General features: G+C 61.6%; 14 protein-coding genes and 1 pseudogene. All 15 read left to right on the top strand.

Annotated elements, in window-relative coordinates; genetic code table 11:
- Positions 1–13 precede the first annotated feature (13 nt).
- The 15 genes and pseudogenes from fliH to flhB all read left to right on the top strand — a co-directional run bounded on the left by fliH (position 14) and on the right by flhB (position 13379).
- Positions 14–829, top strand: a complete 816-nt coding sequence (fliH, locus tag BMY98_RS24235) for a flagellar assembly protein FliH (protein ID WP_074892988.1) — start codon at positions 14–16, stop codon at positions 827–829.
- Positions 819–2177, top strand: a complete 1359-nt coding sequence (fliI, locus tag BMY98_RS24230; protein WP_074892986.1) for a flagellar protein export ATPase FliI — start codon at positions 819–821, stop codon at positions 2175–2177. The genes fliH and fliI overlap by 11 nt, the downstream gene beginning before the upstream one ends.
- A 6-nt stretch (positions 2178–2183) precedes the next feature.
- A complete protein-coding gene (fliJ, locus tag BMY98_RS24225) occupies positions 2184–2633 on the top strand; it encodes a flagellar export protein FliJ (protein WP_074892984.1) in 450 nt (149 codons plus the stop codon).
- 948 nt (positions 2634–3581) lie between these two features.
- Positions 3582–3896: an STAS domain-containing protein gene (locus BMY98_RS24220; RefSeq protein WP_074892982.1), complete on the top strand. Its 315-nt coding sequence runs from the start codon at positions 3582–3584 to the stop codon at positions 3894–3896.
- 2 nt (positions 3897–3898) lie between these two features.
- The gene (locus tag BMY98_RS24215) at positions 3899–5605 is read left to right on the top strand and encodes an ATP-binding SpoIIE family protein phosphatase (RefSeq protein WP_074893021.1); all 1707 of its coding nucleotides are present in this window, start codon (positions 3899–3901) and stop codon (positions 5603–5605) included.
- Between the two features lie 29 nt (positions 5606–5634).
- Positions 5635–6027 carry an Hpt domain-containing protein gene (locus BMY98_RS24210; RefSeq protein ID WP_245760114.1) on the top strand — a complete coding sequence of 131 codons (393 nt, stop codon included), beginning with the start codon at positions 5635–5637 and terminating at the stop codon, positions 6025–6027.
- A 115-nt stretch (positions 6028–6142) separates the two neighbouring features.
- A complete protein-coding gene (locus tag BMY98_RS24205) occupies positions 6143–7579 on the top strand; it encodes a flagellar hook-length control protein FliK (protein ID WP_074892980.1) in 1437 nt (478 codons plus the stop codon).
- Between the two features lie 238 nt (positions 7580–7817).
- Positions 7818–8324 (top strand): flagellar basal body-associated protein FliL, encoded by a 507-nt coding sequence (gene fliL / locus BMY98_RS24200; protein ID WP_074892978.1) that lies wholly within the window; start codon positions 7818–7820, stop codon positions 8322–8324.
- A gap of 9 nt (positions 8325–8333) precedes the next feature.
- Positions 8334–9302: a flagellar motor switch protein FliM gene (gene fliM, locus BMY98_RS24195; protein ID WP_074892976.1), complete on the top strand. Its 969-nt coding sequence runs from the start codon at positions 8334–8336 to the stop codon at positions 9300–9302.
- A 61-nt stretch (positions 9303–9363) separates the two neighbouring features.
- Positions 9364–9822, top strand: a complete 459-nt coding sequence (fliN, locus tag BMY98_RS24190; protein ID WP_074893017.1) for a flagellar motor switch protein FliN — start codon at positions 9364–9366, stop codon at positions 9820–9822.
- Positions 9823–10320, top strand: a pseudogene (gene fliO, locus BMY98_RS24185) (flagellar biosynthetic protein FliO); the annotation flags it as partial. It abuts the gene before it with no gap.
- Positions 10321–10406: 86 nt separating this feature from the next.
- A complete protein-coding gene (gene fliP, locus BMY98_RS24180; RefSeq protein ID WP_074892974.1) occupies positions 10407–11150 on the top strand; it encodes a flagellar type III secretion system pore protein FliP in 744 nt (247 codons plus the stop codon).
- Positions 11151–11175: 25 nt separating this feature from the next.
- On the top strand, positions 11176–11445 hold the full coding sequence (fliQ, locus tag BMY98_RS24175; protein ID WP_074892972.1) for a flagellar biosynthesis protein FliQ: 270 nt from the start codon (positions 11176–11178) through the stop codon (positions 11443–11445).
- Positions 11446–11452: 7 nt separating this feature from the next.
- Entirely contained in the window at positions 11453–12238 is a 786-nt protein-coding gene (fliR, locus tag BMY98_RS24170; protein WP_074892970.1) for a flagellar biosynthetic protein FliR, read from the top strand.
- Position 12239: 1 nt separating this feature from the next.
- Positions 12240–13379: a flagellar biosynthesis protein FlhB gene (flhB, locus tag BMY98_RS24165; RefSeq protein WP_074892968.1), complete on the top strand. Its 1140-nt coding sequence runs from the start codon at positions 12240–12242 to the stop codon at positions 13377–13379.
- Positions 13380–13513 lie beyond the last annotated feature (134 nt).

The following is a 13513-nucleotide window of genomic DNA, read 5'->3' as shown; positions in this document are numbered from 1 at the left end:
GTAGGTGTCGTTGATGTCCAGCTCCGATAAAGCACCACCCAGTGAGCTCATCCGCGCACAGGATTTGCGCGGGATCGACGTCTGGGCCTTGCCCAGCTTCGACCCGCACGTGGAAGCACCCGAGCCGGAACCGGTGGTTGAGGAAGCCGAGCTCGCCGAAAGCGAAGAAGTGCCGCTGGAAGAAGTCCAGCCGATGACCCTGGAAGAGTTGGAAAGCATCCGTCAGGACGCCTACAACGAGGGGTTCGCCATCGGTGAGAAAGAGGGCTTCCACAGCACCCAGCTCAAGGTTCGTCAGGAAGCGGAAGTGGCTCTGGCGGCCAAGCTCGACAGCATGGAAGTGCTGATGGGGCATCTGTTCGAACCCATCGCCGACCAGGACGCGCAGATCGAGAAATCGATGGTGTCACTGGTCGAGCATGTGGTCCGCCAGGTCATCCAGCGCGAACTGAAAACCGACTCCAGCCAGATTGGCACGGTGCTGCGCGAAGCGTTGCGGCTGCTGCCGATGGGCGCGGCCAACGTGCGTATTCTGGTCAATCCCCAAGACTTCGCGCTGGTCAAAGCCATGCGTGAGCGTCACGAAGAGACCTGGCGCATCCTTGAAGACGACGCCCTGCAGCCGGGCGGCTGCCGGGTCGAGAGCGAGCACAGCCGCATCGACGCCTCCGTCGAGGCGCGGATCAGTCAGGCCCTTGGCAAAATGTTCGATCAGCTGCACGAGCAGGCCCTGCACCCGGCGCCGCCCGATGTGACCATTGAGCTGGAAGAGGCGCTCCAGAGCGCCGAGAAAACCACTTACCCGCTGGGTGCTGTCGATGCGCCTTGAACGTACCAGTTTCGCCAAGCGCCTGAGCACGTACCCCGAAGCGATCGCCCTGCCTGTACAGCCGATCGTCGAAGGGCGACTGCTGCGCATGGTCGGCCTGACCCTCGAAGCCGAGGGCCTTCGCGCCGCCATGGGCAGCCGCTGCATGGTGATCAACGACGGCAGCCATCAACCGGTCGAAGTCGAAGCCGAGGTCATGGGCTTTTCCGGTGGCAAGGTATTCCTGATGCCGGTGGGCAGCGTTTCGGGGATTGCACCCGGCGCTCGCGTCGTGCCGCTGCCGGACACCGGCCGTCTGCCCATGGGCATGACCATGCTCGGCCGCGTGCTGGATGGCGCCGGTCGCCCCCTCGACGGCAAGGGCGGCATGAAAGCCGAGGACTGGGTGCCGATGGACGGCCCGACCATCAACCCGCTCAAGCGCAACCCCATCAGCCAGCCGCTTGACGTGGGCATTCGTTGCATCAACGGTTTGTTGACGGTGGGGCGCGGTCAGCGTCTGGGCCTGTTCGCCGGTACCGGCGTGGGCAAGAGCGTGCTGCTGGGGATGATGACCCGCTTCACCGAGGCCGACATCATCGTCGTCGGGCTGATCGGCGAACGGGGTCGCGAGGTGAAGGAATTCATCGAGCACAGCCTGGGCGAGGAGGGCCTCAAGCGCTCTGTCGTCGTGGCGTCTCCGGCGGATGATGCGCCGTTGATGCGTCTGCGCGCCGCGATGTATTGCACGCGCATCGCCGAGTATTTTCGCGACAAGGGCAAGAACGTTCTGTTGCTGATGGATTCGCTGACCCGTTTCGCCCAGGCCCAGCGGGAAATCGCCCTGGCCATCGGCGAGCCGCCTGCGACCAAGGGTTATCCGCCTTCGGTGTTTGCGAAGCTGCCAAAGCTGGTGGAGCGCGCCGGTAACGCCGAGGCGGGCGGTGGCTCGATCACGGCGTTCTACACGGTATTGTCCGAAGGCGACGACCAGCAGGACCCGATCGCCGACTCGGCCCGGGGCGTGCTCGACGGCCACATCGTGCTGTCGCGGCGGCTGGCCGAAGAAGGCCATTACCCGGCCATCGATATCGAAGCGTCGATCAGCCGGGTGATGCCGTCGGTGGTCGATCCGCAGCACATGGTGCAGGCGCAGTATTTCAAGCAGTTGTGGTCGCGTTATCAGCAGAGCCGCGATCTGATCAGTGTCGGTGCCTACGTGGCCGGCGGCGATCGCGAGACTGACCTGGCGATTTCGCTGCAGCCGCAGTTGGTGAAGTATTTGCGCCAGGGCTTGCAGGAGAACGAGAGCATGCAGAGCAGCGAGGAGCAGTTGGCGAAGATTTTCAATCCTCAGGCCGGCGGTTAATCGGCCATGGCACTCAGTCGTGCAGGCCGTCTGGCGCCGGTGGTCGAGATGGCCGAGAAGGTCGAGAAGGCCGCCGTGCAGCGCCTGGGGCATTTTCAGGGGCAGGTGCGGCTGGCGGAAACCAAGCTGGGTGAGCTGGATAAATTCCGCTCCGATTATCAGCAGCAGTGGATCGACAAGGGTGCCCATGGGGTGTCGGGTCAGTGGCTGATGAATTATCAGCGCTTTCTCAATCAGTTGGAGACGGCGGTGGCGCAGCAGCGTCAGAGTCTGGCGTGGCATCAGAATAATTTGAACAAGGCGCGCGGCGAGTGGCAGAAGGCGTATGCGCGGGTGGAGGGGCTGCGCAAGCTGGTGCAGCGGTATATCGATGAGGCGCGTGCGCTGGAAGATAAACGCGAGCAGAAATTGCTGGATGAGTTGGTCCAGCGACTCCCTAGGACCGAACAGTTTTAAGGGCATCTGCCTGAGGGCAGATTGTTTCGCCTTCGGCGAGTTACTTTTAAAAAGCACTAAAAGTAACCAAAAGTGCCTGCTCCTGGTTTGGCCCTCCTGCGTCGGGTTCCCTCACTCCGGTCTTGCTCCGTGGGCCCGCGCCGAACGGACATCCATGTCCTGACGGCGCTCTCGCCGCATCCATGCGGCTCGGCCCACTACGCAAAACCTGCGCTCGGCCTGCACCCAAGTCGCGTTTTGTGGTGTCTGGACTTTTTGCGCAGGAAGGGCAAAAGCGACGGCAACGGCAACGGCAACGGCAACGGCGAGGACGATGACATAGTGGGACCGGCTTTAGCCGGGAAGGCGTCGGGAGGCACGCTGCAAAATTGATGGCGGCCAGACTGGCCTCTTCCCGGCTAAAGCCGGTCCCACAAAGGGATCACATGCATCCCGTGGGATTGGCTGTGGCTCTGACCGTAGGACCGGCTTCGCTGATCGTTCCGACGCTCTGCGTGGGAATGCCGCCCAGAACGCTCCGCGTTCCGCAGTCGCCGCAAATTTCGACCCCTGCGCCAGATGACGCAGAGCGTCAGGGGATGCATTCCCACGCGGAGCGTGGGAACGATCAACAAAGCACCGCGTACACCCTGTAGGACCGGCTTTAGCCGGGAAGCTGTTGATCTGCTTTTGATTTTCGTACACAAAAATCCCAAGCACCGCCAATCGCGACTTGGGTGCAGGCGAGACCGGAGTGAAGGAACCCCGACGAAGGAGGGGCCCAACCAGGAGCAAGCACCCTTGGTTACTTGGGGTGCTTTTCCAAGTAACTCGCCGAAGGCGAAACAGTCTGCCCCCAGGCAGACGCTCTTGATCCTAAAAGCCAAGTAAAAGCTAACGATTTGCCACGCCTCACAAGGGCTGCTAAAACTCAAGCGTCTGGCGCTGTTTCATACAAGGAATTTGCCAATGTCAGTAACCTCCGAACGCTCCGCCGATGGCCAAGAACTGACCATCACCATCAAGGGACGCTTCGATTTTTCGACGCACCAGGAATTCCGGAGCGCCTACGAACCCAAAGAAAAACAGGCCAGCCGCTACAAGGTCGACCTGAAAGACACCCACTACCTCGACAGCTCCGCGCTGGGCATGCTCCTTCTGCTGCGTGACCACGCCGGCGGCGAAAGAGCCGACATCCAGCTGGTTAACTGCAACAACGACGTGAAGAAAATTCTGGATATCTCCAACTTCTCCAAACTCTTCAACATCGTCAAAACCGCCTGATGATGCCGTCTGCCTCCGATCGCCTGACGGTCCTCATCGCCGATGACAACGTCAGCGACCGGATGCTCCTGTCCGCCATCGTCAGCCGCCAGGGCCACGACGTTCTGACCGCCAGCGACGGCGCCGAAGCCGTCGGTCTATTCGAGCGTCGGCGGCCGCAACTGGTCTTGATGGACGCCATGATGCCGGTCATGGACGGTTTCGAAGCCGCGCGCCAGATCAAGACGCTCGCGGGCGACGCGCTGGTGCCGATCATCTTCCTGACGTCGCTGACCGAAGGCGAAGACCTCGCCCGTTGCCTCGACGCCGGCGGCGACGACTTCGTCGCCAAGCCCTACAACCAAGTGGTGCTGGCCGCAAAGATCAACGCCATGAACCGCCTTCGCGTGTTGCAGGAAACCGTCCTGCATCAGCGAGACCTGATCACCCGTCACCATAAATACCTGCTTAACGAACAGCGCGTGGCCAAGGCGGTGTTTGATCAGATCGCCCACTCCGGGTGCCTGAGCTCGCGCAACATCCGTTACCTGCAGTCGCCCTACGCGCTGTTCAACGGTGACCTGCTGCTGGCAGCGTGGTCGCCCTCCGGCAACATGCACCTGCTGCTCGGGGATTTCACCGGTCATGGTCTGCCGGCGGCGGTGGGCGCGATGCCGCTGGCCGAAGTGTTCTACGGCATGACCGCCAAGGGATACGGTTTGCCCGAAACCCTGCGGGAGATGAACGCCAAGCTCAAACGCATCCTGCCGGTCGACATGTTCTGCTGCGCCGCGCTGCTGTGCCTGAACTTCAAGCAGCAACTGGTCGAGGTCTGGAACGGCGGCCTGCCGGATGGTTACCTGCTGCATGGCGACGGCCGGCCGCATACGCCGCTGATTTCTTCAAACGTGCCCCTCGGTGTGTTGAGCGCCGGCAGCTTTGACGACAACACCCAGGTGTACCCCTTCGGGCCGGGGGATCGGGTGTTTCTGCTGTCCGATGGCGTGGTCGACAGCACCGGCCAGGACGGCGAACTGTTCGGCGCCCGGCGTTTGCAGAATGTGCTGGTGAGCAACCGCAACCCGGCGCTGTTGATCGAAGAAGTGCAGTGGGCCCTGGCGCGCTTTCGCGGCCAGGCGCGGGATGACGTGAGCATGGTCGAAGTGGCATTCACCGAGCCTGACTTGCTCGGCCCGCCCTCGGTCATTTACACCGACAGCGGCGATTCGAGTCCGCTGGATTGGTCCGCTTCGTTCGAATACCGCGCGGCAACCCTCAAGCGATTCAACCCGCTGCCGTATCTGTTGCAACTGGTGCAAGAGGTGCATGGCTTGCGCATGCAGAGCAGCGAGCTGTATATCGTGCTGTCGGAGTTGTACAGCAATGCGCTGGAGCATGGTGTGCTCGGGCTCGACTCGGCGCTGAAACGCGACGCCGCAGGTTTTGGGCTTTACTATCAGCAACGCGCCGAACGCCTCGATCGTCTGGAAGACGGTTTTATTCGCATCGATTTCCAGGTCGTCCCGAACGGCGAGGGCGGTCGCCTGACGGTGCGGGTGCAGGACAGCGGTGCAGGTTTCGACTCCGATCGCGTGCTGGCGCTGCCGCCTGCGGTCACCCAATTGTCCGGGCGCGGCCTTGCGCTGGTCCGGCAACTCAGCGACCGCTGTCAGTGGTCGGATGATGGCCGGACGGCCAGCGTGGAATTTGCCTGGGAGGGTCTGGCATAATCCGCGCGTCTTGATCAAGGAGTGAACAAGTGTCGAATAATCCTGTGGACTTCAACGTGCTCAGCACGCTGCGTGACGTGATGGAAGCTGAATACCCGGCGCTGTTGCAGGTGTTCATTTCCGATTCCGTCAGCCGGGTCAACGACATGAGCCTGTTGTTGCGTGACCCTTCCTTTACGACGTCCTCTATCGCCTCGCTGCAACGCCTGGGCCTGATGGCGCACAGCTTTAAAGGCAGCACCGGCAACATGGGCGCCACGCACTTGTCCGAGCTCTGCCTGCAACTGGAAGAACAAGGGCGCGGGTTAGTGACTGCGGACGACGCGCGGATAAGGCTACTGGTGTCCGAGATCAAGGAGGAATTCTGCGCCGTCAGGAAGGTTTTCGAAGACGAGCTGCAGCTCTGCACTGCCAGCCACTGAGCCGGGTGTCCCAACCCGGCTTTCAACTTGATATTCGCCTTTAATCCAGCCAGTCGACGCACTTGGCCCGTCATTTGCTTTGTCTCTCTGTAATTGTGCTCTTGCGGAGATTCACATGGCCCTCGCCAACAACCCATTACTGACGGCTTTGACAGCGGCCAAAGTCCAGAAAGCCGGGAATACCTCGGCGGCAAAGGCGCCGGACCCCGTCAAGCACAACACTTCCAGCTTCTCTGACGTCTTCGCCAGGCAGACGCCGCTCAAGTCCAACAGTGCTGATAACCCGGCGCCGAAGCCGGCAAGCGCCAAGAGTTCGGCAGCGGACGACAAGCCCGCCGCCAGCCATACGTCTGCCGCCGATGACAAGACCGTTGCCGATAACGGCAATGGCTTGCCTGCCAAACCGGTGAACGGCAAAACGGACGACGATGCGGGCGCTGGCAAGAGTCAGGCTGACGACAAGGATGACGCCTCCGACACGGGTCAGGACCCGACGGTGGCGGATGCAGCTGCGGTCGATCCCACGCAGGACCCGACCCTGGCCGTCACGCCGCCGGTTCAAGAGCCCTTGGCCGTCGCGCCTCCCGTTGACCCGGTGGTGGATCCGGCGCTTCTCGCCGGCGCGCTGCCCGTGATGCCGCCGCCTGCGGTGCAGGCGCCTTCCGACGCAACCGAGACAACCGACGCAGCCGGCGATGGTTTCGATCCCTCCGCCGATCCGCTGGAAGGCTTGACCGCCGTGCAAGTCGCCCTGGACAACAAGGCGCAGCAGGCGGCCGGGAACAACGGTGTGCATGGCGACGGCAAAGGTGGGGGCAAGCAAGACCCGAACGCCGATCCTTCGCAACTGCTGGCCAATAACCTGGCGGCGCTGGGCGACCAACCCGTGGACAAGAGCACCACCGAAGGCGGCGGCGACAAAGCGTTCAGCGGCTTGCTCGCTGACGGCCTGAAAGACGTGAAGGGCGCCACCAGCGATACGCGAATGGATAACTTCGCCGACCGGCTGGCGGCCTTGTCACAGGCCGCTCAGGTGAAAAACACCTCGGCGTCGGCCCCGGCCACGCCACTGCTCAATCAGCCGCTGGCGATGAATCAGGGCGGATGGACCGAAGGCGTGGTCAACCGCGTGATGTACCTGTCGAGCCAGAACCTCAAGCAGGCGGACATTCAGCTGGAGCCCGCTGAACTGGGTCGTCTGGACATCCGCGTCAATATGGCGGCGGACCAGCAGACCCAGGTCACGTTCATGAGCGCCCATGTCGGTGTGCGTGAAGCGCTGGAAAGTCAGATGTCGCGGCTGCGTGATTCCTTCGTTCAACAGGGCATGGGTCAGGTCAACGTGAACGTCTCCGACCAGTCCCAGGGCTGGCAGCAACAGGCGCAGCAGCAGTCGGGCGGTGACGGTCAACGCAATGGCGGCAGCAGCCGCGTCAACGGTGCCGGTGGCAGCGACCTCATCGCCGATGGTGCTCCGGTGGATGCCGCCTCGGCCGCCGCCAACGCACCGCTGACCGTGGTGGGTTCCAGCGCGGTCGATTATTACGCCTGAAAACGCCCTGCCAACGCTGGGGCGTTTTCAGTAGCGGCAAGTGGCTAGCTGCAAGCGGCAAGTAAAAGCAGGATCAAGAGCGGCAAGTGTGTGGGAGACCCCGGTTTCTCAGGCCTTGCCGCTTTTTGCATTAGCTTGCCGCTTACTTCTTGCAGCTTGAAGCTGACCATGTGGCACAACCCTTGCTCTTCCTCTGTCACGCAACACCGAACCCCTTGGATAGTGACGGATTATTGGCATGGCGAAGAGTGACGACGCAGCAGTGGCGGACCCTGCAAAAAAGGGCAAGTTAAAAGTCATCATCCTCATAGTGGTGGGGCTGCTGCTGGCCATTGGTGTATCGGTGGGCGCGACCTGGTTCATCATGCACAAGGCCGAGAGCAAGCCGGATGCCGCCGCCATTGCGGAAGCGGCGAATGCCAAAAAAGAGGCGATCTTCGAACCCCTGACGCCGCCCTTCGTCGTCAACTACAACGTCAACGGCCGTCAGCGCTACATGCAGGTCAGCATCACCTTGCTCGCCCGTGACAAGGCCGACCTCGAAGCGTTGAAAGCGCACATGCCGGTCATCCGTAATAACCTGGTGATGATGTTCTCCGGTCAGCCATTCGATACCATCGCAACGCCGGTGGGTATGGAAATGCTGCGCCAGAAAGCTGCAGCCGTGGTCCAGGAAGTGGGCCAGAAAGAGCTGAGCAAGAGCGTGATCGAACAGGTACTTTTCACTAACTACGTACTGCAGTAGGACCACGACATGGCCGTGCAAGACCTGCTGTCCCAGGATGAGATCGACGCGCTGCTGCATGGCGTCGACGACGGTCTGGTGCAGACCGATAGTGTTGCCGATCCTGGCAGCGTAAAAAGTTACGACCTCACCAGCCAGGATCGGATCGTCCGCGGACGCATGCCGACCCTGGAAATGATCAACGAGCGTTTTGCCCGCTACACCCGCATCAGCATGTTCAACCTGCTGCGTCGCTCGGCCGACGTGGCCGTGGGGGGCGTGCAGGTGATGAAGTTCGGCGAATACGTGCACTCGCTGTACGTGCCGACCAGTCTCAATCTGGTCAAGATCAAACCCCTGCGCGGCACCGCGCTGTTCATCCTCGACGCCAAGCTGGTGTTCAAGCTGGTGGACAACTTCTTTGGCGGCGATGGCCGTCACGCCAAGATCGAAGGGCGTGAATTCACCCCGACCGAGCTGCGCGTGGTGCGCATCGTGCTGGATCAGGCCTTCATTGATTTGAAAGAAGCCTGGCAGGCGATCATGGAAGTCAACTTCGAGTACATCAACTCGGAAGTGAACCCGGCCATGGCCAACATCGTTGGTCCGAGCGAGGCCATTGTGGTGTCCACGTTCCATATCGAACTGGACGGCGGTGGCGGCGATCTTCACGTGACCATGCCGTACTCGATGATCGAGCCGGTGCGCGAAATGCTCGACGCCGGTTTCCAGTCGGACGTCGACGACCAGGACGAACGCTGGGTCAATGCGCTCAAGCAGGATGTGCTAGACGTGTCGGTGCCGCTGCGCGTCGCGGTCGCCACGCGTCAGCTCAAGCTGCGCGACATCCTGCACATGCAGCCGGGCGACGTGATCCCGGTCGAGCTGCCGGAACACCTGGTCATGCGCGCCAACGGCGTGCCGTCCTTCAAGGTCAAACTGGGTTCGCACAAGGGCAACCTGGCCCTGCAAGTGGTCGAACCCATAGAACGCCGGTGACCCTCCGTCGCCGACAAAACGAATGTGCTGCGTTAACGAATCAATGTTCCCCGAGGCAACCATGGCTAATGACAACGATATGACTTCTGCAGACGACCAGGCTCTGGCCGACGAGTGGGCTGCTGCACTGGGTGAATCCGGGGACGGGCAAGCGGACATCGACGCGCTGCTGGCCGCCGACGCCGGCAATTCCGCCAACCGCATGTCGATGGAAGAGTTTGGCGGCGTGCCGAAAAACAACGGCGCGGTCACGCTGGACGGCCCTAACCTGGACGTGATTCTTGATATCCCGGTGTCGATCTCCATGGAAGTGGGCAGCACCGACATCAACATCCGCAACCTGCTGCAGCTCAACCAGGGCTCGGTGATCGAGCTGGACCGTCTGGCCGGCGAGCCGCTGGACGTGCTGGTCAATGGCACCCTGATCGCCCACGGCGAGGTGGTGGTGGTGAATGAGAAGTTCGGCATCCGTCTGACCGACGTGATCAGCCCGAGCGAACGTATCAAGAAGCTGCGTTAAGTGCGCGGCGTGATCAGAACCCTGTCGAGCCTGCCGCTGCTGGCGTTGTCCTGGGCCGTGATGGCGGCGGATCCGGCGACGCCTGGCGCGCCTGCTGCAACGACGGCGACGACATCGGCTGCCGCTACGGCTGCGACCACAACGCCGGCGGCCGGTACCCTGAGCGGTGGGATGGCAGGCCAGTTGCTGCAACTGGTGCTGGGCCTGCTGCTGGTGATCGGACTGATCTTCGTGCTGGCCTGGCTGATGCGCCGGGTGCAGCGTGCGGGCCCGGCCGGCAATCAGGTGATCAAGCTGGTCGGCTCCCGCGCCCTGGGGACTCGCGATCGGCTGGTGCTGGTGCAGGTCGGCAACGAACAGGTTCTGCTTGGCGTATCGCCCGGCAGCATCAACGCATTGCACGTGATGAACGAGCCGGTCGACGTTCCCGATCCACAAAGCGTCCAGCCGGAATTTGCAAAGCGCTTGCTTGAAGCACTGGGCAACAAGGACGCTGCCGGGCAACGCGCGGGCAAGACTCTGTTCGGTGCCGCAGGTAAGAAATCAGGTACGCCAAGTACTTCGGATCAGAAGGACACGAACTGATGCGCATTGTTTTGACGCTGCTGTTGTTGCTTGCAGCGCCGTTGGCGTTCGGCGCCGATCCGTTGTCGATCCCGGCCATCACGCTGGGCACCGGCGCCAACGGCCAGCAGGAATATTCGGTCAGCCTGCAGATCCTGCTGATCATGACCGCGCTGAGCTTCATCCCGGCGTTCGTCATGCTGATGACCAGCTTCACGCGGATCATCATCGTCTTCTCGATCCTGCGTCAGGCCCTCGGCCTGCAACAGACGCCGTCCAACCAGATCCTCACCGGCATGGCGCTGTTTCTGACCATGTTCATCATGGCGCCGGTGTTCGACCGGGTGAACAACGATGCCTTGCAGCCGTATCTGGCGGAAAAACTCACCGCTCAGGATGCCGTGGCCAAGGCCGAAGTGCCGATCAAGGACTTCATGCTGGCGCAAACCCGCTCCAGCGACCTTGAGCTGTTCATGCGCCTGTCCAAGCGCACCGACATTGCGACCCCTGATGCGGCGCCGCTGACGATTCTGGTGCCGGCGTTCGTCACCTCCGAATTGAAAACGGCGTTCCAGATCGGCTTCATGATCTTCATTCCGTTCCTGATCATCGATCTGGTGGTGGCGAGTATCCTGATGGCCATGGGCATGATGATGCTGTCGCCGCTGATCATTTCCCTGCCGTTCAAAATCATGCTGTTCGTGCTGGTGGATGGCTGGGCGCTGATCATCGGCACCCTGGCCGGCAGTTTTGGTGGCGTATGAACCTGTCTGATGTGGAGTGCGCAGCATGACCCCGGAAGTAGCCGTCGACCTGTTTCGCGAAGCGCTGTGGCTGACCACGACCATGGTCGCCATTCTGGTGGTGCCAAGCCTGGTGGTTGGTCTGATCGTCTCGATGTTTCAGGCCGCGACGCAGATCAACGAACAGACCCTGAGCTTTCTGCCTCGTCTGTTGGTCATGCTGGTGACACTGATCGTCGTCGGCCCGTGGATGGTGCGCACCTTCATGGAGTACATCACCAACCTGTACACCAGCATTCCCCAAGTGATCGGCTGACCCCTCGATGGAACCTGTGCTGGCGTTGACCGACACCCAGATCAGCACCTGGGTGGCGGCGTTCATGCTGCCGCTGTTTCGCATCGGCGCCTTGCTGATGACCATGCCGATGATCGGGACCGCGCTGGTGCCCAAGCGCGTGCGGCTTTATCTGGCGCTGGCGATTACCGTCGTCGTCGCGCCGAGCCTGCCACCGATGCCCGCCGTAAGTGCCCTCGACCTCAGCGGTCTGCTGCTGATCGCGCAACAGATCATCATTGGCGCCGGGCTCGGCCTGTCGCTGCAGCTGTTTTTCCAGACCTTCGTGATCGCCGGGCAGGTCATCGGCATCCAGATGGGCATGGGCTTCGCGTCGATGGTCGACCCGGTCAACGGCGTGTCGATCGCGACGGTCGGGCAGTTCTTCACCATGCTCGTGACCCTGCTGTTCCTGGCCATGAACGCCCACCTGGTGGTGTTCGAAGTCCTCATCGAGAGCTTCACCACCTTGCCGGTGGGGCGGGGCTTCGCTACGGCGGACATCTGGCTGCTGGTGATGCGTCTGGGCTGGGTGCTTGGCGCGGCACTGGTGCTGGTGCTGCCGGCGATCGCTGCACTGCTGGTGGTCAACATCGCCATGGGCGTGATGACCCGCGCGGCACCTCAGCTGAATATCTTTTCGATCGGTTTCCCCCTGACGCTGGTGCTGGGCATGGTGATTCTGTGGATCACCCTCGGCGACATCCTCAATCAATACCAACCGCTGGCGGTCGACGCCTTGCAGTTGCTCAGAGACCTGGTCAAGGCGCGCTGAAATGGCCGAAAGCGAGAGTGGTCAGGACAAGACAGAAGACCCCACGGACAAACGCAAACGCGACGCCCGGGAGAAGGGCGAGATCGCCCGCTCCAAGGAGCTCAATACCGTTGTCGTGATGATCGTGGGCGCTGCGGGGCTGCTGGCGTTCGGCGGTTCCATTGCGGAAATGATGATGCAGTTGATGCGCGACAATTTCACCATCACCCGCGAGGCGATTCTCGACGAGCGCAGCATGGCGATCATGCTGATGGCCTCGGGCAAGGCGGCCCTGGTGTCGGTGCAGCCGATTTTGCTGGCGTTGACCGTTGCGGCGTTCGTTGGTCCCATATCCCTGGGCGGCTGGCTGTTTGCCGCCGGGTCCCTGGCCCCCAAGTTCAGCCGCATGAACCCGGCAGCCGGCATCAAGCGGATGTTCTCGCCCAAGGCGCTGATCGAGTTGTTGAAGTCGCTGGCCAAGTTTTTGATTGTGCTGGCTGTGGCGCTGGTGGTGCTGATGAAGGACAAGGGCGATCTGGTTTCCATCTCCAAGGAGCCGCTGGAGATGGCGGTGGTGCACAGTTTGCAGTTGGTGGGCTGGAGCACGCTGTGGATGGCGATGGGGTTGTTGATCATCGCGGCAATCGATGTGCCGGTGCAGTTGTGGGAGTCGCACAAGAAGCTGCTGATGACCAAGCAGGAGGTGCGCGATGAGCATAAGGACAGTGAGGGGCGGCCGGAGGTCAAGCAGCGGATTCGTCAGTTGCAGCGGGAGATGTCGCAGCGGCGGATGATGGCGGCGATTCCCGAGGCGGATGTGATCATCACGAACCCGACGCACTATGCGGTGGCGTTGAAGTATGACGCGGAGCGGGGCGGGGCGCCGATTCTGTTGGCCAAGGGCAGTGATTTCATGGCGCTGAAGATTCGTGAGATTGCGGTGCAGCATGAGATTTTGTTGTTGCAGTCGCCGGCGCTGGCGCGGTCGATTTATTACAGCACGGAGTTGGATCAGGAGATTCCCGCGGGGTTGTATCTGGCGGTGGCGCAGGTGTTGGCGTATGTATATCAGATTCGTCAGTATCGGGCGGGGCGTGGCAAGCGGCCCGATCCGCTGAGGGATAATCTGCCGATTCCGCCGGATTTGAGGCGGGATTCGTAAGTCTTCTAGATCGTTAAGATCAAGATCAAGATCGTTAAGATCAACGGCGTCTGCCTGGGGGCAGACTGTTTCGCCTTCGGCGAGTTACTTGGAAAAGCACCCCAAGTAACCAAGGGTGCTTGCTCCTGGTTGGG

Source organism: Pseudomonas graminis (genome assembly GCF_900111735.1).
Taxonomy (GTDB): Bacteria; Pseudomonadota; Gammaproteobacteria; order Pseudomonadales; family Pseudomonadaceae; genus Aquipseudomonas; species Aquipseudomonas graminis.
This window is presented reverse-complemented; position numbering and strand designations above follow the sequence as displayed.